The organism is Vibrio celticus (assembly GCF_024347335.1).
GTDB classification, from domain to species: Bacteria; Pseudomonadota; Gammaproteobacteria; order Enterobacterales; family Vibrionaceae; genus Vibrio; species Vibrio celticus.
The window spans coordinates 2,655,754-2,679,276 of record NZ_AP025463.1 but is presented as its reverse complement, the minus strand read 5'-3'; the positions used below and the strand labels follow the sequence as shown (position 1 = coordinate 2,679,276).

Here is a 23,523-nt window from a genome sequence, read left to right as displayed (position 1 = left end):
TAGGCATGTTTCTTGCTCCGTTTTATATAAAATTGCGCGTTATGCCCACCAAAGGCATGAAAAGCATCCGACTTTCTTTTTGTTGCCTGATTCATGGCAGCAAAGCTAGTAGATAGAGCTTGTATATATGAATGTTAGTCTTTCCTCAAATTCAGCGACCAACAAAACGTCATCGTTGTTGGACACCGGTTCTGCCTCTTCCAAGGTAGAAGAAACCGGCGACTCTAAAGGTTTCTTTGAGTCCTTTAAAGAAGCGATCGGCTTTGAAGAAAGTGACAGTAAAGTCGCAGCAAAAGACACAGAAAGCACTGCGAAACCTGATACTAAACAGACATCTACCGAAGGTGAAGCGTCAGCCGAAGCGAACAAAGGTGATTCCGCTGAATCAAAGGTTACTGACGAAGTGAGCGAAGCGCAAAGTAAGCAAGCAGCTTCAGAAGTAGAAGGCGAGAAAGCTGCTGATAAAACATCAGCAGAGGCTGCGTCTGGATCTGAGGCTAAGCTCAAAGCCAATTCGGGCACTGATAGCACTGTTGCAGATAAGACTGTCGCAGATAAGGCAGATGGTAAAGATGCGCAGGCTACAACTAACGAATCTAAAGAGCAGGTTGCTCAATCCCAGACTCAGGGTTCATCAGCGGTAGATGGTGCTACGCAGGCATCGCAAGCCAATGCAGCGATGAGTCAAGGTAATAAATTGCTTGGTCAATTGGACGAGGCAAACAAAACTCTAAATCAAGCGCCAAACGGCAAAGGCTTGCCTCAGCAAGGTCAGGTAGAACAAGCCCAAGGTCATATCACCGGTGCTTCTGTTGCAGGAGCTTCCGTTACGGATAAGGCGACACAACAAGCTAATGCTGCAAATCAAGAGAAGAGCCTTGAAGTCGATTCTGAAATCGCTGTACTTACCGGAGGTAAGGGTGTTTCTCAGCTGACTGATGTTGAAATTCGACAGTTAATGGATAAAGGCGTCACTCCAGAACAAATTGAAGCCAGTATGAGCCGAGAGCTGAGCCAAAAGAATGCTGCTAGTGCGGTTACTGCCGATCAGAGCCAAGCATTGTCAGCCGCGGATATTGAACTGGCAAAGCAAGTAGATGCCCATACCAAAGCGCTAAACCAATTGAATGGACAAATCGAATCAGAGCAGTCTGTTGTCGATAGCTTGCTTGAGAAGCAACAAAGTGGCGCTAAGTTGACGGTTGATGAGCAAGCCGCTTTGGCTAAAGCGACCTCTAACCTAGACCTGTTGAATCAACAGCTTGCTAACGTTCAACAACAAGCAACGGCTTTGCTAAGTCAAGCTCCGGCTGCGAACAGTGCGTCTGGTGAACCCGCTGCTATCGATTGGGATAATACGGATTCAAGCGAAACTAAAGCCTTAGCTGCGACAGCATCAACAGCCGCTGTAGCGACGGCGGCACAACAAGTGTCAGCGCAGGCCGCTTCTCAATCAGCAAACAATGCTCTTACGGAAAAGGCGGCAATGCTGCACGCCAATAATGCACATGCAGCCCAACAGGCAGCTGCTCAACAAGCTAATGTGGCTTCACCTCCGCAGCAAGCAACGTTGGATCCAGCTTTAACCGCGCAAGGTATGGCGATGAATGCAACGCCAGCTGCCACAAAAGCAGGCTCGACTGATACGCTTCTTAAAGCGGGCGCCGGTGCCGCAGCACTGTCTGGTTTGGGTAAAGCGGGTGCTAAAGAAGATTCTAAAGATTCGATCTTTGCTCAGCAGATCGCTTCTGCGGCTGGTGCACAAGGTACGGCAACGGTGGGTTCAGCACCTACGCGAGCTGAAATTCAAGCTGCTCAACAAGCGCCCTTACAGCTCACCAAAGAGCTAGCTAATGAGCAAGTGGCTGAAAAAGTACAAATGATGATGTCTAAGAACCTTAAGAACTTGGACATTCGTCTCGACCCACCAGAACTGGGCCAAATGAAAATTCGCATGACCATGAATAATGACGTGGCAAACGTGCACTTTACGGTGAGTAATCAGCAAGCGAGAGATGTGATTGAACAAACCTTACCTCGCTTGAGAGAGATGCTTGCTCAGCAAGGTCTGCAGCTTGCCGATTCGTCTGTTCAACAACAGAACTCCGGTCAAGGACAAGATAGATACAACTATGGTGAGCAACAATCCGGCGCTAACCGCACAAATGATACACAAGGTGATGAAAACCTTGATAGTGGCAGCAATCTTGAATTGAATGTCGCATCAAAGCGTGATGGAATTAGTTATTATGCCTAATATCAGGCTAAGAACACTTGGTTAATAGAAAGAACCATCAGTTAATAGAAAGTACTGTTAGTTAATCGAGAGAACAGGAAATTAGAGTAAAATATGGCAGAAGAACAAGATGCACCTAAAGGGAAGAGCAAGCTCCTTATAATCATTATTGCCGTAGTCGTGTTACTGCTTGGTGTCGGTGGTGCGCTGCTCTTTTTCTTAGGCTCTGATGATAGCGCCTCTGAATCTCCGTCTCAGCCAGCCACTGCTGTGGCCGCTACAGAGCCAGTTATGTATGTTAATATTCCTCAGCCTTTTTTGTTCAATGTGACAGGTGATAAAAAAGATCGCCTAGTTCAGATAAAAGCACAAATGATGGTTCGGGGCAGCAAGAATGAAGACCTGGCTCGTTATCACTCTCCACTCGTGGAAAGTACGTTATTGGCGACGTTCGCTTCGGCAACGGTTGATCAATTGCGCTCACCAACTGGACGAGTTGAACTGCGTAACAAGGCAACGGAAGATATCAAAGCAAGTCTGACTCAAGCTGTTGGGCAGCCTGTGATTGAAAAAGTGCTATTCACTGACTTCGTAATTCAATAGGTAATTTGTGACCGATTTATTAAGCCAAGACGAAATTGATGCGCTACTACATGGCGTTGATGATGTTGAAGAAGTTGAAGATATTGTAGAAGCTGATAACGATAATGCTGTCAATTTCGACTTCTCATCTCAAGATCGAATTGTTCGTGGTCGAATGCCGACCCTTGAACTTATTAACGAGCGATTCGCTCGTCATTTGCGTATCAGCTTGTTTAATATGCTGCGTAAAACGGCTGAAGTGTCGATAAACGGCGTACAGATGATGAAATTTGGTGAATACCAAAACACACTGTATGTACCCACCAGTTTAAACATGGTTCGTTTCCGTCCATTGAAAGGTACGGCACTCATCACCATGGAAGCTCGTCTGGTTTTCATTCTCGTAGAGAACTTTTTTGGCGGTGATGGTCGTTTCCATGCCAAGATTGAAGGCCGTGAATTCACACCAACCGAAAGACGTATTATTCAGTTACTGCTGAAAATTGTCTTTGAAGATTACAAAGAAGCTTGGTCTCCAGTGATGGGGGTTGAGTTTGAATACTTGGATTCTGAAGTGAACCCAAGTATGGCGAACATTGTGAGTCCAACCGAAGTGATTGTCGTGAGTTCATTCCACATTGAAGTCGATGGTGGTGGTGGTGACTTCCATGTGGTTATGCCTTATTCCATGGTAGAGCCGATTCGCGAACTGCTTGATGCGGGCGTTCAATCAGACAAAATGGAAACCGATGTTCGTTGGAGCACCGCACTGCGTGATGAGATCATGGATGTGCCCGTCAATTTCCGTGTGAACTTGTTAGAGCAAGACATCTCCCTGCGAGATCTGATGGAGCTGCGTCCTGGTGACGTTATCCCCATGAACATGCCTGAGCACGCGACGATGTTTGTCGAAGAACTGCCAACGTATCGTGTGAAAATGGGACGTTCAGGTGAAAAACTTGCGGTACAGATTTCGGAAAAAATTCGAAGACCGAGTGTGGTCAAAACTGATCTCGCTTTTCTAGGTAAAGACTTAATGTCTGAACTCGAAAACAGCGATGATGACGAATAGCAAAATAGATAAAAGTATAGGAATTGGTAATGGAACCTAGTGAAGATCAAAAGCTAGCAGACGAATGGGCTGCAGCACTTGGTGAAGATCCTTCAGCGCCGTCAATTGATGTTGATAATGTGCTTGCGGCACCACTTGATGAGCTAACCGATTCATCATCTCCGATTTCTGAAGATGAGCGTCGTAAGCTGGATACCATTATGGATATCCCCGTGACTATTTCGATGGAAGTTGGCCGCTCTCAGATCAGTATCCGTAACCTACTTCAATTGAACCAAGGTTCGGTTGTTGAGCTTGATCGAATCGCTGGTGAGTCATTAGACGTGATGGTCAACGGAACTCTGATTGCTCACGGTGAAGTGGTTGTAGTAAACGACAAATTTGGTATTCGTTTGACTGACGTTATTAGCCAAACAGAACGAATTAAGAAGCTGCGTTAATGAGCTTTTTGTCTCAAAGATTGGCGGGCTCTTCTCTCGGAATGACAGGTTTGTTACGAGGAATCTTGGGAGTAGGGCTATTAACGGCTCCTTCCTTTGCCTTTGCAGCAACACCGCCTTCTCTCGATTTAGCGACCACCTTTGGGTCGCTAATTTTCGTTATAGCCTTCATTTTATTTATTGCTTGGCTACTCAAGCGAATGCAAGTACCTGCGATGTCGAATCAACAAGGTTTGGCGATTGTTAGGCAAATCCCTGTTGGTACTAAAGAGCGTATCGCTATTGTGCAAGCGGGTGATGAGCAGTTCTTGGTAGGGATTACCACACAATCGATTCAGCTGATCTCTAAGCTTGATAAACCTCTTACTCAGGAGATGCTGGAAAAAAGTACATTTTCAAGTCAGCTTTCCCAGCTAATAAAAAAAGATGCAAACAAGTAACGGACTTTTGAACTCATCTTACTTTCACCAAGTCGGAGCTTTCCGAGCGGTGAAAGAGTGGTTGGTTCAGCTCATTCTCCTATGCTCAATCGTATTCAGTGTGTCGGTATTTGCACAAGCTGAAGACGGCACCGTCATTCCTGCGAATACCGCTGGCTCGGAATCGGTGACTATCAGCACGATGGAACAAGACCAAGCCAAATCGACAACCATGACCACGGGCAGCTTAACTGGCAATGGTGGCGGTATTCCTGCCTTTACCATGACAACCAATGCCAATGGCGGCGAAGACTACTCGATTAACCTGCAAATTCTTGCGTTAATGACCATGCTTGGCTTCTTGCCGGCGATGGTGATTTTGATGACATCGTTCACTCGTATTGTGGTTGTGATGTCTATCTTGCGTCAGGCGATGGGTCTACAACAAACACCGTCTAACCAAGTCATTATTGGTATCGCGATATTCTTGACCTTCTTCATCATGTCGCCAGTGATTAATCAAGTTAACGAACAAGCAGTTCAGCCTTATCTTAATGAACAGATATCGGCACGACAGGCATTTGATGTTGCCCAAGAACCGATTAAATCTTTCATGCTCAAGCAGACTCGAATCAAAGATCTTGAAACCTTTGTTGAGATTTCTGGTGCGGAAGTGACTAACCCTGAAGATGTTTCGATGGCGGTTCTGATTCCAGCATTTATCACATCGGAATTAAAAACGGCTTTCCAAATCGGATTTATGCTGTTCTTGCCTTTCCTAATCATCGACTTGGTGGTGGCATCGGTATTGATGGCTATGGGTATGATGATGTTGTCACCGATGATTGTATCGCTGCCGTTTAAGTTGATGCTGTTTGTTTTGGTTGATGGCTGGAACTTGATACTCTCCACACTCGCCGGCAGTTTTGCCTTGTAGCTGGGGGAATAATGAATCCTGAAATATTCGTAGAGTTGTTCCGAGATGCCCTTTGGATGGTATTAATCATGGTTTGCGCCATCATTATTCCTAGCCTGCTGATCGGTTTGGTTGTGGCTGTTTTCCAAGCCGCGACCTCAATCAACGAACAAACACTGAGTTTTCTGCCGCGTTTGATCGTGACGTTATTGGCGTTGATGATGTTTGCTCACTGGATGACTCAGATGATGATGGAGTTCTTTTTTGAGCTCATCGAACGCTTGCCGCAAGTTCTGTATTAAACCGATATGGAATACCCAACGAGCCTTGTACTAGAGTGGTTAGCCAATTATTTTTGGCCATACACTCGCATCTCAGCGATGCTGATGGTGATGACGGTAACAGGGGCACGCTTCGTGTCGCCGCGTATTCGTCTGTATTTAGGCTTGGCGATTACTTTTGCGGTGATGCCTGCGATTCCGGCCGTTCCCAAAGATATTGAACTTCTGTCCTTTCAAGGCTTCCTAACAGTCTTTGAACAGATCGTGATTGGCGTGGCCATGGGTTTTGTTACCCAGTTCATGATTCAAACCTTTGTTATGCTGGGTCAGATCCTCGGTATGCAATCGAGCTTGGGTTTTGCATCAATGGTCGACCCGGCTAACGGGCAAAACACGCCGGTACTTGGTCAACTGTTCATGCTGCTTGCGACCATGTTTTTCTTGGCGACCGATGGTCACTTGAAAATGCTGCAGCTGGTGGTGTTTAGTTTTAAGACCTTGCCGATTGGCAGTGGATCGTTGACCTCTGTTGATTTTCGAGAGCTCGCGTTGTGGCTCGGTATCATGTTCAAAACGGCATTGGCGATGTCCTTGTCGGGCATTATCGCGCTGTTAACAATTAACTTGTCGTTTGGCGTAATGACGCGTGCGGCACCTCAGTTAAACATCTTTTCTTTGGGTTTTGCATTTGCGCTACTTGTGGGTCTGTTGCTTTGTTGGTACATCCTTGGCGGCTTGTATAGTCACTATGAGCTATTTTGGATGCAGGGCGAACAACAGATATGTCGTCTAATCCGGTTAGATTGCTAGGAGACTGAAATGGCAGAGTCAGACGGTCAAGAACGCACAGAAGACGCCACGCCCAAACGCTTGCAACAGGCCAAAGAGAAAGGGCAGGTTGCAAGGTCAAAAGAGCTAGCGTCAGCATCGGTACTAATTGTCGGTGCGATTGCATTAATGTGGTTTGGCGAATCGATGGCGAAGGCTTTGTTCGAGGCGATGCAACGTCTGTTCTCTTTGAGTCGCGACGAAATCTTTGACACCAATAAGCTGCTTGAAATCGCTGGTGGCGCACTGGTGAACCTGCTTTTTCCGCTGTTTTTGATACTGATAACCTTATTTGTTGCTGCCGTCATCGGCGCTGCGGGTGTCGGTGGGATTAACTTCTCAATGCAAGCGGCGATGCCAAAGGCGTCTAAGCTCAACCCACTGAGTGGTATCAAGCGTATGTTTGGCCTGCAAAGTTGGGTTGAACTGCTCAAGTCTATTCTTAAAGTAGCGCTCGTATCGGGGATGGCGATTTATCTGATTCAAGCCTCTCAGCATGATTTAATGCAGCTGAGTATGGATGTGTACCCGCAGAACATCTTTCATGCCTTGGATATCTTGCTCAATTTCATCCTGTTGATCAGCTGCTCACTGCTGATTGTGGTGGCGATTGATATCCCGTTCCAGATCTGGCAACACGCCGATCAATTGAAGATGACCAAACAAGAAGTCAAAGACGAATTCAAAGACACTGAAGGTAAGCCGGAAGTGAAAGGCCGAATTCGTATGCTTCAAAGGGAAGCGGCTCAGCGTCGCATGATGGCTGATGTCCCTCAAGCGGATGTGATTGTGACCAACCCGGAACACTTTTCAGTGGCGCTGCGCTACAAGCAGAATCAAGACAAAGCACCAATTGTGGTTGCTAAAGGTGTCGACCACATGGCGATGAAGATCCGAGAGATTGCGCGTGCAAACGACATCTATATAGTTCCAGCGCCGCCATTGGCGAGGGCGCTTTATCACACCACTGAGCTAGAACAACAAATTCCTGACGGTCTGTTTACGGCAGTTGCACAAGTGCTTGCATATGTTTTCCAGCTTAAACAGTACCGAAAACGAGGTGGTGAGCGACCAAAACTGCAAGATTCTAATATGCCGATCCCACCTGATTTACGTCATTAGATCAATTGCTTGAGCTCTGCGTGATGAACCCTGATAATAGCGAGCTAGCTAATCTTCCTTTTATAGAGGTGATGGCGATAATTTGACGTGAGATGTTGGTACAGTGTTTGCTGTAGTAGCCTGAACATTATAAGCCCATAGCAAACAGCCCTGACTAAGACCTAATCCACTTGTTCAGAGAGCTACAACATAGCGAAACTGTCTAGATTTATGAAATTCTCCCTGCCTTTTGCGGACAAGCTACCTAAAATCCCTAACCGTGCCATGCCTGCGATTGGTGCACCTGTTATGGTACTTGCAACGCTTGCTATGGTGGTGTTGCCCATTCCAGCTTTCTTGTTGGATATGTTCTTCACCTTCAACATTGCACTGTCTATGGTTGTGCTACTGGTCTCGGTATATACCCGCAGGCCTTTAGACTTCGCTGCATTCCCAACCGTCCTGCTGATTGCGACTCTACTTCGGTTGGCCTTGAACGTTGCTTCGACACGTGTGGTATTGCTCCATGGTCATGAAGGTGGCGACGCGGCCGGTAATGTGATTGAAGCCTTCGGTAACGTGGTTATCGGTGGTAACTATGCGGTAGGTCTAGTGGTGTTCTTGATTCTTATGATCATCAACTTCATGGTTGTAACAAAAGGTGCGGGTCGTATCTCGGAAGTAAGCGCGCGTTTCACGTTAGACGCCTTACCGGGTAAACAGATGGCAATCGATGCCGACTTGAACGCAGGTTTGATCGACCAAGACCAGGCGCGTCTGAGACGTTTTGAAGTAACCAAAGAAGCTGACTTCTACGGTTCGATGGACGGTGCTTCTAAGTTTGTTAAAGGCGATGCGATCGCTGGTATCTTAATCTTATTCATCAACATCATAGGTGGCTTGAGCATTGGTATGGCACAGTTTGACCTTGGTTTTGGCGAAGCAATCGAAATCTATACACTACTGACTATCGGTGATGGTCTGGTAGCACAAATTCCGTCTCTATTATTGTCTATTGCAGCTGCGATGATGGTAACGCGCCAAAATACTGATGAAGATATGGGTGAGCAACTTGTCTTCCAAATGTTCGACAACCCTAAAGCCCTTATGATCACTGCCGCCATCCTTGGCATTATGGGTATTGTTCCTGGCATGCCGCACTTCTCATTCTTGAGCCTTGCCATCGTTGCAGGAGCGGGGGCGTATTACATCGATAAAAAGAACAAGAAGAAGGCTGAACAACCCAACCTTCCGGCGACGGTTGAAGCGAATGGAGAAACGGGCTCTCAGAAGGAGCTCTCTTGGGATGATGTTCAACCTGTCGATATTATTGGTTTAGAAGTGGGTTACCGTTTAATTCCTTTGGTTGACAGAGACCAAGGTGGTGAATTGCTTGAACGCGTTAAAGGTGTGCGTAAAAAGCTGTCTCAAGACTTTGGTTTCTTGATCCCAGCAGTACATATTCGCGATAACCTAGAACTGACACCAAACAGCTACCGAATTACCCTTATGGGTGTTGCTGTGGGTGAAGCTGAGATTAAGCCAGACATGGAGCTCGCGATTAACCCAGGTCAAGTCTACGGTATGATCGATGGCGAGCCGACGATTGATCCTGCCTTTGGCCTTGAAGCGGTTTGGATTCGTGAAGAGCAGCGTGAACACGCACAAGCTCTAGGTTATACCGTTGTAGATTCTTCTACCGTACTGGCGACACACCTTAGCCAGCTGCTAACTAACAATGCATCACAGCTCATTGGCCACGAAGAAGTTCAGAACTTGCTTGAGATGCTCAGTCGCTCAACACCTAAGCTGGTGGAAGGTTTTGTACCGGATCAATTGCAGTTGGGTGTGGTCGTGAAAGTGCTACAGAACCTGTTGAATGAAGCCATTCCAATTCGTGACATTCGAACCATAGTCCAAACTTTGTCGGAGTATTCTGGTAAGAGTCAAGAACCTGACATACTTACTGCGGCGGTTCGTATCTCATTGAAACGATTAATTGTTCAAGAAATCAATGGTATAGAGCCAGAGTTACCAGTGATAACCTTGATTCCAGAGCTGGAACAAATCTTGCATCAAACCATGCAGGCATCCGGCGGAGAATCTGCTGGTATTGAACCTGGTTTAGCCGAACGTTTACAGACCTCCCTCAGCCACGCTACACAAGAGCAAGAGCTGAAAGGTGAGCCCGCGGTACTATTGACCTCTGGCGTGTTGCGTTCGACTCTGGCTAAGTTCGTGAAGAACACGATCCCAAGCTTGCGAGTCTTGTCTTACCAAGAAATACCGGACGAAAAGCAGATACGTATAGTACAAGCTGTTGGTAATTAAGCCGCCTAATTAGAACGGACAATCGAATTGAAAATTAAACGATTTTTTGCAAAAGATATGCGAACTGCTCTGCTCCAAGTTAAAGAAGAACTTGGTTCAGAAGCGGTGATCATGTCTAACAAAAAGGTCGCAGGTGGCGTGGAAATTGTTGCCGCTATTGATGGCGAATCCAGCCCGTCGACAGCGAGCCAGAGACTAAATAAACCTCAGCAGCCTGCCCAAAGCCAATATACGCAAATGGCCGCGCCCGCAGCTCCTGCTGGGCGACGTCAATTAGACGATGATAAGGTTAGCCTACAGTCGAATGCTGAAGGTGGACGCTCAATGACCAAACGCTTTGCGAACATGCTAAAGCAATACAGTCATGGCGCCGATGATGAGCCACAGCATCGTGCTGAAAATGAAGATTCATTGTCAGCATTGCTCAATCGCCAATCAAGCACGGGTCATAAGCCTCATAGTCATCAGAGTCAAAGCAATTTGCAGTCTCATGGCCATCAGCAATCTCACGGAAACCAACAGTCTCACGGCAATCTTGATTCAGCATTTGCTCGTGAAACGGGTTTGTCTAAGTTGATTGCTGAAGACCGTAGAGTAGAGCGTCCGGCACCTCGTTTGGACCCTACACGTTATGATCGTGGTCGAGAGAACACTCAGTCCAAAGGTTCTGATACTGAAATGGAAACGATGCGCGAAGAGATGACCTCAATTCGTCGTCTGTTAGAACATCAAGTTTCCGGATTAATGTGGCAAGAAGTTGAGCGTCGTGAACCGCTCAGAGCGATGCTTATTAAGCGTCTTGAGCGTATGGGTGTATCTGCAGAGCTTGCCGATCAGATGGCGTGTTACATTCCTGAAGATACTAAACCTGCACGTGCATGGAAGGCTTTGTTAGCCTTGGTTGCTGACCAAATCTCCGTTACACAAAAAGATATTTTAAAACGCGGCGGTATTGTGGCTCTACTGGGCCCAACCGGCGTGGGTAAAACAACGACTGTTGCAAAGCTAGCTGCACGTGCTGCCATGGAATATGGCGCCGATAACGTCGCACTAGTGACAACTGATACATATCGTATAGGTGCACATGAGCAGTTATCGATCTATGGTCGAATTATGGGTTGTCCTGTAAGAGTTGCTAAAGATTCTAGCGAACTGGCCGATGTAATATATCAGTTACGTAATCGTCGCCTGATTCTGGTCGATACTGCAGGCATGGGACAACGAGATGTTCGCCTATCTGAGCAGCTAGACACATTGATGCAAGAGAGTGGTTCCGTTATCAATAGCTACCTTGTGTTGCCTGCAACCGCGCAACGCAAAGTGCTGCAAGAAACAATTGAACACTTTAGAAGAATCCCGTTGTCGGGATGCATCATGACTAAGCTGGATGAATCCCTAAGTCTAGGTGAATTCATCAGTGTCGTAATACAAAATGCATTACCAGTTGCTTACATAGCAAATGGTCAACGAGTTCCTGAAGATATCGTTATAGCTCAGCCAAAGTACATGATTGCTAAGGCTAATGAGCTATTAGAAAAATCTACAGAGAATGAACCTCATTACTGGAATAGCGATTCTGAAGGGCTCTAGGCGGCGGATAAATATGAATGAAAATATGATACATGATCAAGCTAGCGGCCTCCGTCGCTTAACCAAGCCTTCACTCACAAAAGTTATCGCTGTAACCGGTGGTAAGGGAGGCGTTGGTAAATCTAATGTGACGTTAGGTATGGCTATTTGCATGGCGCGCCAAGGCAAAAAAGTTATGGTGCTAGATGCCGATTTAGGGCTAGCGAACGTCGATATCATGCTAGGTATTCGTTCTAAACGAAACCTTGGGCATGTGTTGGCTGGCGAATGTGAACTTAAGGATGCGATTGTCGAAGGGCCGCACGGAATTAAAATTATTCCAGCGACATCGGGCACTCAAAGCATGACTGAACTTTCACACGCACAGCACGCAGGTTTGATTCGCGCATTCGGTTCGCTTGAAGACGAGATGGACATCTTGTTGGTTGATACCGCAGCCGGTATTTCGGACATGGTGATCAGCTTCTCTAGAGCGGCACAAGACGTGGTTGTCGTGGTATGTGATGAACCTACCTCGATCACGGATGCATATGCTTTGATTAAGCTTTTGAGCAGAGAACACCAAGTTCAGCGATTCAAAGTTGTTGCAAATATGGTCAGAAGCTACCGCGAAGGCCGAGAATTATTTGCAAAGTTGACTTTGGTCACAGAGCGCTTCTTGAATGTGAGCCTCGAACTCGTAGCATGTATTCCTTTAGATGATAAAGTACGTCAATCAGTCAAGAGACAGAAAATCGTAGTCGATGCGTTTCCTCGCTCTCCAGCTGCATTGGCAATCAGCTCTTTGGCTAACAAAGCATTGACCTGGCCAATACCAAAAACACCGAGCGGACACTTGGAGTTCTTTGTTGAAAGGCTGCTGAATCGTACTGAATTTATAGAGGAACCATTTGGTGAATAAAGCGCTTACTTACGACCAACACGCTAATCACAATAGCCAACAGGCTTTTTTTGAGAAGTACTCTGTGTTGGTTAAACGTATCGCTCATCACTTGTTGGGGCGATTACCGCCTAATGTATTGGTTGATGACTTAATTCAAGCCGGCATGATCGGCTTGATTGAAGCGCAACAAAACTATGATGGTACCAAAGGCGCAAGCTTTGAGACGTATGCTGGTATTCGAATTCGCGGGGCAATGTTGGATGACATTCGCCGTGGGGATTGGGTGCCGAGATCGGTTCATAAAAACAATCGAGAAATCAGCAGTGCAATCGCGGAATTAGAGGGTATCCTCAACCGCGACCCAAGTGATGCCGAAGTGGCAAAACACATGGGGCTCAACTTAGAGCAGTATCACAGTGCTTTAACTGACATTAATTGCTCAAGACTGGTTGGAATCGAAGATTTAGGCGTCTCAGATGATGTAATATCTCCGAATGAAGACTCTCAAGATAATACGCCTTTTCAAGGGGTTGCTGATGATTCATTCCGCCAAGCTTTGATCGATTCGATAAAACAACTTCCGGAAAGGGAAGGCCTTGTGCTTTCGCTTTATTACGACGAAGAACTCAATTTAAAAGAGATTGGGGAAGTGTTAGGTGTCAGCGAATCTCGTGTCAGCCAAATACTGAGCCAATCTATGCAGCGTTTACGCACTAAGTTAAGTGCTTGGACACAGAACGACTAACAACACTGATCCTATTCAGTGGAGGCTAATTTGAACAAAAACATGAAAATTCTCATTGTTGATGATTTTTCAACGATGCGCCGAATTGTTAAAAACCTACTTCGCGATTTAGGTTTCAACAACACTCAAGAAGCAGATGATGGCTTGACCGCGTTACCTATGCTGAAAAAAGGCGAATTTGATTTCGTGGTAACTGACTGGAACATGCCAGGCATGCAAGGGATTGACCTGCTTAAACACATTCGCGCAGACGCAGAACTTAAGCACCTTCCAGTGCTTATGATCACAGCTGAAGCGAAGCGTGAGCAGATCATCGAAGCTGCGCAAGCGGGTGTTAATGGTTACATTGTGAAGCCTTTCACTGCTGCAACGCTGAAAGAGAAACTTGATAAGATTTTTGATCGCTTATAAGCATCAATAAATTTAGGCACTTCTAGGTAAACACTGACTGATAAGTTATCTGTTTATCTCGATAGCCTAAGCGCACAAAGTATGCGGAGTAAGGCCGAATTCAGGATGATTTCATTAGAACAAGCAAAAAAATTAGTAGAGCTGCTTGAGAACGATGAGCAGCAACATGCTGATTCTCTTGTGAGAAGCATTTATGAAGATAACTTTAGTCTTCAAGACAATCCAATGCTTCAAGAAATAGGAAGTCTGACACGCGACCTCCACGACTCTTTGACTCAATTCAATTTCGATGAACGCATCAGCGTTATCGCAAATGACGAAATCCCTGATGCAAGGGATCGCCTTCAGTATGTCATTGATAAAACGGAAGTTGCGGCAAATAAGACGATGGACGCTGTCGATCGCTGTATACCAATCGCAGACAACCTACACGAGTGTTTACTTCAAGTAAGGCCTCAATGGAATGAACTGATGCATGGCCGCATTGAGCTGGCACAATTTAAAGCTTTATGTCACCGCATTGATGGATTGCTTGTCCAAGTAGAAGGCGATAGTACTGAACTACGCGGACAATTGACTGAAATCTTGATGGCTCAGGATTTCCAAGATTTAACTGGGCAGATAATCAGCAAAGTTATTACCTTGGTGAATGAGGTGGAAGGACGTTTGGTCGAGATTCTCACGGTATTCGGTGCGAATCAAAAAGAGCCAACTCCAGAGTCAGAGAAGAAAGCATCGATTGCGCCTGAAGGTCCAATTATGAACCCAGAAGAGCGCGAAGACGCTGTCGCATCTCAAGATGAAGTCGACGATTTGTTATCCAGTCTTGGATTTTAAAGGTAACGTATGAGCTACGATTTAGACGAAGATATTCTTCAGGACTTTTTAGTCGAAGCAGGAGAGATCCTTGAACTCCTATCAGAACAACTGGTAGAGCTTGAGAATAACCCTGACGACAAAGACCTATTAAATGCTATTTTCCGTGGTTTCCATACAGTAAAAGGTGGTGCTGGTTTCCTAGCATTAACTGAGCTGGTGGATACTTGTCATGGTGCTGAGAATGTGTTCGACATTCTGCGAAACGGCCAACGCAGCGTAACATCAGGTTTGATGGATACCATGCTGCAGGCGCTAGATACAGTCAATGTACAGTTTCGCGCCGTGCAAGATCAGGAACCTTTAGTGCCAGCCGACCAATCTTTATTGGATGAACTTCACCGTCTCTGTAAACCAGAGTCTGCGGATGAAGTGGCACCAGTAGAAGCGCCTGCACCTATTATCCCTGAATCTGTTGTTGCAGCGCCTGAGCCTGTTATTGCTCCGGAACCTACTGCTGAAAGCTCAAACATCAATGCATCTTCAGTCGATGATATCTCTGAAGATGAGTTTGAACGCTTGCTTGATGAGCTTCACGGTAAAGGTGGTTCACCAACAGCGCCTTCTGTACCTACACCGCCGCCAGCACCCGCTGCACCTCAGTCTGTTGCTGACAGTGGTGATATTACTGATGACGAATTTGAAAAGTTATTAGATGAATTGCACGGTGCGGGTAAGAGCCCGACAGCGGCAAGTTCAACGCCTCCTCCACCGCCAGCAGCACCTGTTTCGGCGATGTCTGAAGGCGATGATCTGATGACTGACGAAGAGTTCGAGAAGTTACTTGACCAACTACATGGCTCAGGTAATGGACCTTCGATTGAAGAATTGGATGCCGCGACTAAGCCAGCAGAAGTTAAGGCAGTAGCACCTCAAGCTGCGCCTAAACCTGCCGCGCCAGTTGCCGTTAAAGCTGAGCCAAAACCGAGCGCTCCAGCAAAAGCTGAAGTTAAAGTGCCGGCTAAGAAGCAGCAAGCTGAAGCGACAGTTCGCGTTGATACATCAACACTGGACACCATCATGAACATGGTGGGTGAACTGGTATTGGTGCGTAACCGACTAGTCAGCCTAGGCCTCAACAGCAACGACGAAGAAATGTCGAAAGCTGTCTCTAACTTAGATGTTGTTACTGCAGACCTACAAGGTGCGGTAATGAAGACTCGTATGCAGCCGATCAAGAAAGTATTTGGTCGCTTCCCACGAGTTGTCCGTGACCTTGCTCGTAGCTTGAAGAAAGACATCGTTCTTGAAATGCGTGGCGAAGAAACGGATCTTGATAAAAACTTAGTAGAAGCACTTGCTGATCCCCTGATTCACTTGGTGAGAAACTCTGTCGACCATGGTATTGAAATGCCGGACGACCGTGTTGCAGCAGGTAAATCTAGAACGGGTAAAGTGATTCTGTCTGCCTCTCAAGAAGGTGACCACATTGAGCTAGCTATCGTTGATGACGGTGGCGGTATGGACCCTGATAAGCTTCGTGCTATCGCGGTTAAACGTGGCCTGATGGATGAAGATGCAGCGTCTCGTTTATCAAATAAAGAGTGCTTCAACCTGATTTTTGCTCCTGGCTTCTCAAGCAAAGAGCAGATCTCGGATATCTCTGGTCGTGGTGTAGGTATGGACGTTGTGAAAACAGCGATCAACACACTGAACGGCTCTATTGATATTGATTCAGAAATGGGACAGGGCACCAAGATCACCATCAAGGTTCCACTAACCCTAGCGATTCTATCAACCTTAATGGTCGGTGTTGCGGGTCACCCATTTGCGTTGCCATTGGCATCGGTTAACGAGATCTTCCACCTAGATTTAAGCCGCACAAACGTGGTTGATGGTCAGCTGACGATCATCGTTCGCGATAAGTCTATTCCGTTGTTCTACTTGCAAAACTGGCTTGCTCCTAAAGCGGGTATTGTTGAACTGCGTAAAGGGCATGGCCATGTTGTTATCGTACAACTTGGTAGCCAACGTGTTGGTTTTGTTGTCGATACGCTTATCGGTCAAGAAGAAGTCGTGATCAAGCCGCTTGATAAGCTTCTGCAAGGCACGCCAGGAATGGCAGGCGCGACAATTACAAGTGACGGACACATTGCATTGATTCTAGATGTGCCGGACTTGTTGAAGCAGTACGCAGCTGCGTCAAGAATTTAATTTAAGGATAAATATGGCGATTAAAGTATTAGTCGTTGATGATTCGAGTTTTTTTCGTCGTCGCGTTAGCGAGATCATCAACTCAGAGGCTCGCCTAGAAGTCATTGATGTCGCAGTAAACGGTAAAGAAGCCGTTGAGAAAGCGAAACAGCTAAGACCTGACGTAATCACGATGGACATTGAAATGCCTGTCATGGACGGCATCACTGCCGTTCGTGAGATCATGGCTGCGTCTCCAACGCCTATTTTGATGTTTTCATCGTTAACGCATGATGGAGCGAGAGCAACGTTAGATGCGTTAGATGCAGGTGCTCTCGACTTCCTACCTAAGAAGTTTGAAGACATTGCACGTAACCGCGACGATGCAGTTGCATTGCTTCAACAGCGTGTGATTCAGATTGCTGCAAAGCGTGCATTTATGCGTCGTGCTCCTATTGCGCCGAGAGCGACAACAACGACTTCAACATCTACGCCATTGCGCCAGCCGATTTCAACAACAGCTGCGACTTCCACAGCGAAGCCTGCAGTTGCATCAACGGCGAAATTCAGAGCGTCAGGTAAGAAGTATCAATTAACAGCCATTGGTACGTCGACTGGCGGCCCTGTTGCTCTACAGAAGATTTTGACTCGCATCCCTGCACACTACCCACATCCAATTGTGTTAGTTCAGCATATGCCAGCAACATTCACAGCGGCTTTTGCTAGTCGCTTGAACACCTTGTGTAAGATTGAAGTTCGTGAAGCGCAAGACGGTGATGTGTTAAAACCTGGCGTGGCGTATCTTGCTCCGGGTGGTAAACAGATGATGGTTGATGGCCGCGCAGGGTCTGCACGCCTAAGAATTATCGATGGCGGCGACCGCATGAACTACAAGCCTTGTGTGGATGTCACATTTGGCTCTGCAGCGAAGATCTACGGTGACAAAGTGTTGTCTATGATACTGACCGGTATGGGCGCAGATGGTCGAGAAGGTTCGCGTATGTTGAAAACTGCGGGCTCGACGATTTGGGCACAAGACGAAGACAGTTGTGTTGTATATGGTATGCCTCAAGCTGTAGCAAAAGCTGGCATTTCTACTGAAGACCTACCTCTAGACCGCATCGCGGAAAGGATCTTGGTTGAAGTTGGGTTAGCTTAGGTAAATCGAAATGATTGTTTGGAGTGTTGCAAACCAAAAAGGTGGTGTTGGTAAAACGACCACGACCGTGACTCTAGCAGGTTTACTTGCGTTGAAGGGGCACCGTGTTCTATTGGTTGATACTGACCCACATGCATCACTGACCACCTATCTGGGGTACGACTCAGATACGGTGGAATCGAGCCTGTTTGATCTGTTCCAGTTGCGTGAGTTTAACGCGCAGAGGGTAAGACCTTTGCTTTTACAGACGGAAGTCGAAGGTATCGATATTATTCCTGCCCACATGTCTTTGGCGACATTAGACCGTGTAATGGGAAATCGAAGCGGCATGGGGTTGATCTTGAAGCGTGCTTTGGCCGCTTTAAAAGATGACTACGACTATGTGTTGATCGATTGCCCGCCAATTCTGGGTGTGATGATGGTCAATGCATTGGCTGCTAGTGATCGTATTTTGATTCCGGTACAGACTGAGTTTTTGGCTATGAAGGGCTTAGAGCGTATGATTCGCACTTTGACCATCATGCAGAAGTCTCGCAAAACACCGTTTAAGGTGACGATTGTCCCGACGATGTACGACAAGCGAACCAAAGCCTCACTGCAAACATTAACGCAGCTCAAAGATGATTATCCAAACCAAGTTTGGACATCTGCTGTGCCGATAGATACTAAGTTTCGAGATGCGAGCCTAAAGCGCTTGCCAGCCTCTCATTTTGCATCGGGTAGCCGTGGTGTATTTGCTTATAAACAGTTGCTTATTTATCTCGAAAGGTTGGCGATAAATGAGCGCGAATAAAGAATCAACATTGGCGCAGCCAAGTCTCTCCAGTGAACAAGCTCTGGATGATTACTTTACTGCGTTATTAGGCGATGAAAGCTTTGAATCTGAAGACTTTTTTGTTGACGAGTCGAGCGACGAATCACAATCTGAAGAGCCAGAGCCAGAGCCAGAGCCAGAGCCAGAGCCAGAGCCAGAGCCAGAGCCAGAGCCAGAGCCAGAGCCAGAGCCAGAGCCAGAGCCAGAGCCAGAGCCAGAGCCAGAGCCAGAGCCAGAGCCAGAGCCAGAGCCAGAGCGCCAATTTTCGAGTCACCACTCAAGCTACGCAGAAATACGCGCGGCTGAGTTTGAGGTTCCTAACCTTGAGGATGTTCAGAAACTACTGAGTCGTTTAGAGGCGACCAATGTTGTTGATGAACTGAACCTTGATGAGTTGATGGATCAGAACACCCAGAAAATCGCCCAGCAAGCTGACATGCAAATGTTTGATGCTGCGGTTGAGTCTGTTCAAGTGTTTGAAGAGCCAGAGATTCAAGATTGGAACCTTCCACAACCCGATTTATCCATTGCTGCAGAGCCACCGGTTGAATTACAGCAAGTTGAAGAGCTACAAGCTGAACCGTTAGCGACAGAACAAGTAGAAGTTAAGGCTGTTGAGTCGGAACTTGACGTTCCTGAGGTCGAGACAGCGATTGAACCCGAAACTCAAGCAGGTGGAGCTGGCCAGTTTACCTCTTGGGAAAGTACGGTTCGCAAAGAAGACTTTCAAGTCTTGTATTTTGATGTCAACGGCGTGACCTTTGCGGTGCCACTTGATGAACTCGGTGGTATCCATCGCCTAGAAGAGGTCAATCACATTATTGGTAAACCGACTTGGTATTTGGGGTTACAAACCAACCGTGATAGTCAGCTAGATGTGGTCGATACCGCAAAATGGGTGATGTCTGAGAAACTATCAGGTGACGAATACAAAGAAAACTATCAATATATAGTGATGCTTGGAGAAAGCTTGTGGGGCCTTGCGGGCACTGAGCTCAAAGGCACCGAGTTGCTGAATACAGATAAAGTACGCTGGCGAGAAACGGCGGGAAAACGCCCTTGGCTCGCTGGGATGGTAAAAGAAAAAATGTGTGCTTTGATCCATGTCGAAGCATTAATCGCCATGCTAAACGCAGGGCTAGATGTAAAAGCATTGAGCTAGTACTACGATTGGTACAACAAAAGCATCAAGTTAATAATAGTGGTCGGTAACGACGGCAAGAGGATTATCTATGTCTCATATGAGTGAAGTTGAAGTAAGAAAAGAGCAAACGAATGATGAAGTACTTCAATGGGTGACTTTCCAGCTAGAAGAAGAAACTTACGGCATCAACGTAATGCAAGTACGTGAAGTACTGCGTTACAGCGAAATTGCTCCAGTACCGGGTGCTCCAGATTACGTTCTAGGTATTATCAACCTACGTGGTAACGTTGTTACTGTTATCGACACTCGTTCTCGCTTTGGTTTGATGCAAGGTGAAATCACAGATAACACTCGTATCATCGTTATTGAATCTGAGCGTCAAGTAATTGGCATTCTAGTGGATAGCGTTGCTGAAGTGGTTTACCTACGTTCTTCTGAAATCGACACAACGCCAAGTGTTGGTACTGATGAAAGTGCTAAGTTCATCCAAGGTGTAAGTAACCGAGATGGCAAGCTGCTTATCTTAGTAGATCTAAACAAACTACTAAGCGAAGACGAATGGGATGAGATGGCTCACCTGTAATGTTTGAAGCGCTTCCTTTAACCCCTGTTGCTCTGATTGCTGGAGTAGGGGTTTTTACGTTATTCATCGTGATTTTGGTCAGCAAAGTAAAACGTGCGATTCAAAAGCAGCTTGATCAGTCACGCCTTCAAGTTCGTAACTTGGACAAAGAGCTTCAGAAATCGAGTAAGCAATTACTTGAAGTTCGCTCTGTTGTGGTTGGTCTTGGTCAGAAAGTGACTGAGCAGCAAGATCTGATCAAGCACTTGAACGAACGTATTGTTGAGTTGGAACATGCGGATACTGATGGACGTTTGTACACGCGTGCAACGAAAATGGTTCAACTTGGTGCCGGGATAAACGAACTGATCGAAGAATGCGAATTGCCAAAAGCGGAAGCTGAGCTAATGATGTCTCTGCAGAATAAGCTTGCTGGTAAGGAAAAAATCCCTTCGTTGAGAAGTGACCCTTCATCGTACGATGAGCAACCCGGTGCCTCTCGCGATCGCAGAGACCCGCCTCGACGTCGTTAAATTGAGCGCTTAATTCGTATTGAACAATTAATGTTTATTACGTATTCCTCTTAAAAGAAGCTTCGGCTTCTTTTTTTATATCTGTCCGATCTATATAGAACGATGTTTATAAGTGCTTGTATCTACGACAATATCTTGTTTGTTGATGAAAATGTGTAAATTGTGATGCGGTGGTAACAGTTTCTTACCGACTTTGTTCTATCGAAAACGCCTAGTCCTGTTTTGTCACCATGTTGGTGTGCTACTATAGCGCTCTCATTACTCGACTAAATTTACCTATGCTAGAAGTCTCAAATTTAACTGCTATTCGTGACGACAGGATTCTGTTTGAATCGTTGTCTTTTCAATTGAAACCAGGTGAGCTGGTTCAAGTTGAAGGTCGTAACGGTACCGGGAAAACGACACTCCTTAGGATTATTACTGGTTTAGGCGATCGCGATGACGGCACCATCTCTTGGGATGGTGAGTCTATTGAATCGAGTCGAGATGTGTATCATCAAAATTTACTTTTTCTTGGTCATCAAACAGGTGTAAAGCGCGAGCTTAGTGCTTATGAGAACCTGAGCTTTTATCAGTCGATTCACAGTGGCGGTACTAGCAAAGAAGAGCTTTACCACGCGCTGGCTCAAGTTGGGCTTGCGGGCAGAGAAGACGTACCTGCGGGGCAACTTTCAGCAGGCCAACAGCGCCGAGTTGCGTTGGCTCGCCTTTGGTTGAGTAAGCAAATGTTGTGGATTCTCGATGAGCCGCTGACTGCGATTGATAAGCAAGGCGTGAAAGTTCTCGAATCTCTTTTTTCTCAGCATGCAGACAACGGTGGCATTGTGTTATTAACCACACACCAAGATATGTTTGCTGATAGCCCGAAACTAAGAAAAATAAAGTTGGGTGAGTAATATGATCTCTTCAATGACCACGATTATCCGACGCGAACTGCTTATCGCATTTCGACGTCAAGCAGATATCTTTAACCCTTTGTGGTTCTTCATCATTGTTATCACTCTATTCCCTTTGAGTATCGGCCCCGAGCCAAACCTACTTGCGCGTATTGCTGCGGGTATAGTTTGGGTGGCCGCTTTGCTATCTGCACTGCTCTCTTTAGAGCGTCTTTTCCGCGACGATTTTCAAGATGGCGCCCTCGAGCAGATGATGCTGATGCCCATCCCGTTGCAGTTGGTAGTATTGTCCAAGGTCATAGCACACTGGTTGTTGACCGGGTTACCATTGATTTTAATCAGCCCATTATTGGCTGTTTTGTTGTCTTTAGATTTTGATACATGGCTCTCAGTTGTGTTGACCTTGCTGGTAGGAACACCCGCATTGAGTTTTATTGGTGCGATTGGTGTTGCGTTAACCGTTGGGTTACAGAAGGGCGGAGTCCTGTTAAGCCTGTTAATCTTGCCGCTTTACATCCCCATTTTGATTTTCGCGACGTCAGCGATTGACGCTGCGGCTTTGGGCGTTGCGTACAACGGCCAATTGGCGGTGCTTGGGGCAATGTTAATGGGTGCGATGACTATGACGCCTTTTGCGATCAGTGCCGCACTTAGAGTGAGTGTGAACTGATTGGGGTTCCGTTATCGTATAGCCAATGTGAACCAAACGTGTCGATTGGACTCATAGAGTCAGTAAAACTGAAAGCAAGACAAATAAAATTATTATAATTATAGCTTTAATAGCTGTAAGCAATATGAAGTAAGAGTGAGATTACAACATGTGGAAATGGCTCCATCCCTATGCCAAAGCAGAAACCTCTTATCAGCTTGCTGGTAAACTTTTGCCATGGTTTTCGATCCTAGCGCTATTGTGTCTATCCGTCGGTACCGTGTGGGGGCTTGCATTTGCGCCTTCTGATTACCAACAAGGCGATAGCTTCCGTATCATCTACATCCATGTTCCGTCTGCAATTTGGTCGATGGGCGTATACATGTCGATGGCGATTGCTGCCTTTATCGGTTTGGTATGGCAGGTAAGGCTATCAGATATGGCTGCACTGGCGATGGCACCGATTGGTGCTGTGTTTACCTTCATTGCGTTACTTACCGGCGCGGTTTGGGGTAAACCAATGTGGGGTGCTTGGTGGGTTTGGGATGCGCGTTTAACCTCAGAGCTGATTCTTCTATTCTTATACTTAGGTGTGATTGCACTTCACCACGCTTTTGACGACCAAAAAACAGCAGCCAAAGCGGCAGGCATTTTGGCTATCGTTGGTGTCATCAACCTACCTATCATTCACTTTTCAGTAGAGTGGTGGAACACACTTCACCAAGGCGCGACGATCACTAAGTTCGACAAGCCTTCTATTTCAAGTGACATGTTATGGCCGCTTCTTCTTAACATCTTCGGCTTCGCTTTTTTCTTTGGTGCTGTGACTATGGTTCGTTTCCGTAACGAAATCATCAGTAAAGAAAGTCACCGTCCATGGGTTCGCAAGCTTGCGGCTGAAAAAGCGTAGTAGGGTAGGTAA

The 23,523-nt window shown here is 46.4% G+C and carries 24 protein-coding genes; all 24 read left to right on the top strand.

Annotated elements, in window-relative coordinates:
- Nucleotides 1-127: 127 nt before the first annotated feature.
- The 24 genes from OCV19_RS11955 (at nucleotide 128) to OCV19_RS11840 (ending at nucleotide 23,511) form a co-directional block, all read left to right on the top strand.
- Entirely contained in the window at nucleotides 128-2,257 is a 2,130-nt protein-coding gene (locus tag OCV19_RS11955) for a flagellar hook-length control protein FliK (RefSeq protein WP_065675590.1), read from the top strand.
- A gap of 93 nt (nucleotides 2,258-2,350) precedes the next feature.
- Nucleotides 2,351-2,839, top strand: a complete 489-nt coding sequence (gene fliL / locus OCV19_RS11950; protein WP_065675589.1) for a flagellar basal body-associated protein FliL — start codon at nucleotides 2,351-2,353, stop codon at nucleotides 2,837-2,839.
- 7 nt (nucleotides 2,840-2,846) lie between these two features.
- Entirely contained in the window at nucleotides 2,847-3,890 is a 1,044-nt protein-coding gene (fliM, locus tag OCV19_RS11945; protein WP_065675588.1) for a flagellar motor switch protein FliM, read from the top strand.
- 29 nt (nucleotides 3,891-3,919) lie between these two features.
- On the top strand, nucleotides 3,920-4,330 hold the full coding sequence (fliN, locus tag OCV19_RS11940) for a flagellar motor switch protein FliN (RefSeq protein WP_065675587.1): 411 nt from the start codon (nucleotides 3,920-3,922) through the stop codon (nucleotides 4,328-4,330).
- Nucleotides 4,330-4,770 (top strand): flagellar biosynthetic protein FliO, encoded by a 441-nt coding sequence (fliO, locus tag OCV19_RS11935; RefSeq protein WP_065675586.1) that lies wholly within the window; start codon nucleotides 4,330-4,332, stop codon nucleotides 4,768-4,770. The genes fliN and fliO overlap by 1 nt, the downstream gene beginning before the upstream one ends.
- Nucleotides 4,757-5,686, top strand: a complete 930-nt coding sequence (gene fliP, locus OCV19_RS11930) for a flagellar type III secretion system pore protein FliP (protein ID WP_170926846.1) — start codon at nucleotides 4,757-4,759, stop codon at nucleotides 5,684-5,686. The genes fliO and fliP overlap by 14 nt, the downstream gene beginning before the upstream one ends.
- Before the next feature lie 11 nt (nucleotides 5,687-5,697).
- Entirely contained in the window at nucleotides 5,698-5,967 is a 270-nt protein-coding gene (gene fliQ, locus OCV19_RS11925) for a flagellar biosynthesis protein FliQ (RefSeq protein WP_004736211.1), read from the top strand.
- A 6-nt stretch (nucleotides 5,968-5,973) separates the two neighbouring features.
- Nucleotides 5,974-6,756: a flagellar biosynthetic protein FliR gene (gene fliR / locus OCV19_RS11920; protein ID WP_065675585.1), complete on the top strand. Its 783-nt coding sequence runs from the start codon at nucleotides 5,974-5,976 to the stop codon at nucleotides 6,754-6,756.
- Between the two features lie 9 nt (nucleotides 6,757-6,765).
- Nucleotides 6,766-7,896: a flagellar biosynthesis protein FlhB gene (gene flhB, locus OCV19_RS11915; protein WP_017060671.1), complete on the top strand. Its 1,131-nt coding sequence runs from the start codon at nucleotides 6,766-6,768 to the stop codon at nucleotides 7,894-7,896.
- Nucleotides 7,897-8,106: 210 nt separating this feature from the next.
- Nucleotides 8,107-10,206, top strand: coding sequence for a flagellar biosynthesis protein FlhA (gene flhA, locus OCV19_RS11910; protein WP_050635195.1), 2,100 nt, complete (start codon nucleotides 8,107-8,109; stop codon nucleotides 10,204-10,206).
- Nucleotides 10,207-10,233: 27 nt separating this feature from the next.
- Nucleotides 10,234-11,796 (top strand): flagellar biosynthesis protein FlhF, encoded by a 1,563-nt coding sequence (flhF, locus tag OCV19_RS11905; protein WP_048607835.1) that lies wholly within the window; start codon nucleotides 10,234-10,236, stop codon nucleotides 11,794-11,796.
- A gap of 13 nt (nucleotides 11,797-11,809) precedes the next feature.
- Nucleotides 11,810-12,697 carry a MinD/ParA family protein gene (locus OCV19_RS11900; RefSeq protein WP_017060668.1) on the top strand — a complete coding sequence of 296 codons (888 nt, stop codon included), beginning with the start codon at nucleotides 11,810-11,812 and terminating at the stop codon, nucleotides 12,695-12,697.
- The gene (locus OCV19_RS11895) at nucleotides 12,690-13,424 is read left to right on the top strand and encodes an RNA polymerase sigma factor FliA (RefSeq protein WP_065675584.1); all 735 of its coding nucleotides are present in this window, start codon (nucleotides 12,690-12,692) and stop codon (nucleotides 13,422-13,424) included. The genes OCV19_RS11900 and OCV19_RS11895 overlap by 8 nt, the downstream gene beginning before the upstream one ends.
- Before the next feature lie 42 nt (nucleotides 13,425-13,466).
- Nucleotides 13,467-13,835: a chemotaxis response regulator CheY gene (gene cheY / locus OCV19_RS11890; protein WP_016767062.1), complete on the top strand. Its 369-nt coding sequence runs from the start codon at nucleotides 13,467-13,469 to the stop codon at nucleotides 13,833-13,835.
- Between the two features lie 105 nt (nucleotides 13,836-13,940).
- Entirely contained in the window at nucleotides 13,941-14,672 is a 732-nt protein-coding gene (locus OCV19_RS11885; protein WP_065675583.1) for a protein phosphatase CheZ, read from the top strand.
- A gap of 9 nt (nucleotides 14,673-14,681) precedes the next feature.
- On the top strand, nucleotides 14,682-16,865 hold the full coding sequence (locus OCV19_RS11880; protein WP_065675582.1) for a chemotaxis protein CheA: 2,184 nt from the start codon (nucleotides 14,682-14,684) through the stop codon (nucleotides 16,863-16,865).
- A gap of 13 nt (nucleotides 16,866-16,878) precedes the next feature.
- Nucleotides 16,879-18,003 (top strand): protein-glutamate methylesterase/protein-glutamine glutaminase, encoded by a 1,125-nt coding sequence (locus tag OCV19_RS11875; RefSeq protein WP_048607841.1) that lies wholly within the window; start codon nucleotides 16,879-16,881, stop codon nucleotides 18,001-18,003.
- 10 nt (nucleotides 18,004-18,013) lie between these two features.
- The gene (locus OCV19_RS11870; RefSeq protein WP_065675581.1) at nucleotides 18,014-18,796 is read left to right on the top strand and encodes a ParA family protein; all 783 of its coding nucleotides are present in this window, start codon (nucleotides 18,014-18,016) and stop codon (nucleotides 18,794-18,796) included.
- On the top strand, nucleotides 18,783-19,979 hold the full coding sequence (locus OCV19_RS11865) for a chemotaxis protein CheW (RefSeq protein ID WP_261875677.1): 1,197 nt from the start codon (nucleotides 18,783-18,785) through the stop codon (nucleotides 19,977-19,979). The genes OCV19_RS11870 and OCV19_RS11865 overlap by 14 nt, the downstream gene beginning before the upstream one ends.
- 70 nt (nucleotides 19,980-20,049) lie before the next feature.
- On the top strand, nucleotides 20,050-20,544 hold the full coding sequence (locus OCV19_RS11860; protein WP_017064109.1) for a chemotaxis protein CheW: 495 nt from the start codon (nucleotides 20,050-20,052) through the stop codon (nucleotides 20,542-20,544).
- Nucleotides 20,544-21,056: a DUF2802 domain-containing protein gene (locus OCV19_RS11855; protein WP_065676650.1), complete on the top strand. Its 513-nt coding sequence runs from the start codon at nucleotides 20,544-20,546 to the stop codon at nucleotides 21,054-21,056. Before OCV19_RS11860 ends, OCV19_RS11855 begins: the two co-directional genes overlap by 1 nt.
- A gap of 278 nt (nucleotides 21,057-21,334) precedes the next feature.
- Entirely contained in the window at nucleotides 21,335-21,952 is a 618-nt protein-coding gene (gene ccmA, locus OCV19_RS11850; RefSeq protein ID WP_017060659.1) for a cytochrome c biogenesis heme-transporting ATPase CcmA, read from the top strand.
- 1 nt (nucleotide 21,953) lies between these two features.
- A complete protein-coding gene (gene ccmB / locus OCV19_RS11845; protein ID WP_017060658.1) occupies nucleotides 21,954-22,622 on the top strand; it encodes a heme exporter protein CcmB in 669 nt (222 codons plus the stop codon).
- 148 nt (nucleotides 22,623-22,770) lie between these two features.
- Nucleotides 22,771-23,511, top strand: coding sequence for a heme ABC transporter permease (locus OCV19_RS11840; RefSeq protein ID WP_017064107.1), 741 nt, complete (start codon nucleotides 22,771-22,773; stop codon nucleotides 23,509-23,511).
- The last annotated feature ends 12 nt before the right edge of the window (nucleotides 23,512-23,523 follow it).

Bases quoted from the DNA above. Each gene is read 5' to 3' on its own strand.
- fliL (WP_065675589.1), top strand. From the start codon at position 2,351: ATGGCAGAAGAACAAGATGCACCTAAAGGGAAGAGCAAGCTCCTTATA.
- flhA (WP_050635195.1), top strand. From the start codon at position 8,107: ATGAAATTCTCCCTGCCTTTTGCGGACAAGCTACCTAAAATCCCTAAC.
- OCV19_RS11860 (WP_017064109.1), top strand. From the start codon at position 20,050: ATGTCTCATATGAGTGAAGTTGAAGTAAGAAAAGAGCAAACGAATGAT.
- OCV19_RS11875 (WP_048607841.1), top strand. From the start codon at position 16,879: ATGGCGATTAAAGTATTAGTCGTTGATGATTCGAGTTTTTTTCGTCGT.
- OCV19_RS11885 (WP_065675583.1), top strand. From the start codon at position 13,941: ATGATTTCATTAGAACAAGCAAAAAAATTAGTAGAGCTGCTTGAGAAC.
- flhB (WP_017060671.1), top strand. From the start codon at position 6,766: ATGGCAGAGTCAGACGGTCAAGAACGCACAGAAGACGCCACGCCCAAA.
- OCV19_RS11840 (WP_017064107.1), top strand. From the start codon at position 22,771: ATGTGGAAATGGCTCCATCCCTATGCCAAAGCAGAAACCTCTTATCAG.
- fliN (WP_065675587.1), top strand. From the start codon at position 3,920: ATGGAACCTAGTGAAGATCAAAAGCTAGCAGACGAATGGGCTGCAGCA.
- cheY (WP_016767062.1), top strand. From the start codon at position 13,467: ATGAAAATTCTCATTGTTGATGATTTTTCAACGATGCGCCGAATTGTT.
- OCV19_RS11955 (WP_065675590.1), top strand. From the start codon at position 128: ATGAATGTTAGTCTTTCCTCAAATTCAGCGACCAACAAAACGTCATCG.
- ccmA (WP_017060659.1), top strand. From the start codon at position 21,335: ATGCTAGAAGTCTCAAATTTAACTGCTATTCGTGACGACAGGATTCTG.
- OCV19_RS11865 (WP_261875677.1), top strand. From the start codon at position 18,783: ATGAGCGCGAATAAAGAATCAACATTGGCGCAGCCAAGTCTCTCCAGT.
- fliR (WP_065675585.1), top strand. From the start codon at position 5,974: ATGGAATACCCAACGAGCCTTGTACTAGAGTGGTTAGCCAATTATTTT.
- OCV19_RS11855 (WP_065676650.1), top strand. From the start codon at position 20,544: ATGTTTGAAGCGCTTCCTTTAACCCCTGTTGCTCTGATTGCTGGAGTA.
- fliO (WP_065675586.1), top strand. From the start codon at position 4,330: ATGAGCTTTTTGTCTCAAAGATTGGCGGGCTCTTCTCTCGGAATGACA.
- OCV19_RS11880 (WP_065675582.1), top strand. From the start codon at position 14,682: ATGAGCTACGATTTAGACGAAGATATTCTTCAGGACTTTTTAGTCGAA.
- OCV19_RS11900 (WP_017060668.1), top strand. From the start codon at position 11,810: ATGAATGAAAATATGATACATGATCAAGCTAGCGGCCTCCGTCGCTTA.
- fliP (WP_170926846.1), top strand. From the start codon at position 4,757: ATGCAAACAAGTAACGGACTTTTGAACTCATCTTACTTTCACCAAGTC.
- ccmB (WP_017060658.1), top strand. From the start codon at position 21,954: ATGATCTCTTCAATGACCACGATTATCCGACGCGAACTGCTTATCGCA.
- fliQ (WP_004736211.1), top strand. From the start codon at position 5,698: ATGAATCCTGAAATATTCGTAGAGTTGTTCCGAGATGCCCTTTGGATG.
- OCV19_RS11870 (WP_065675581.1), top strand. From the start codon at position 18,014: ATGATTGTTTGGAGTGTTGCAAACCAAAAAGGTGGTGTTGGTAAAACG.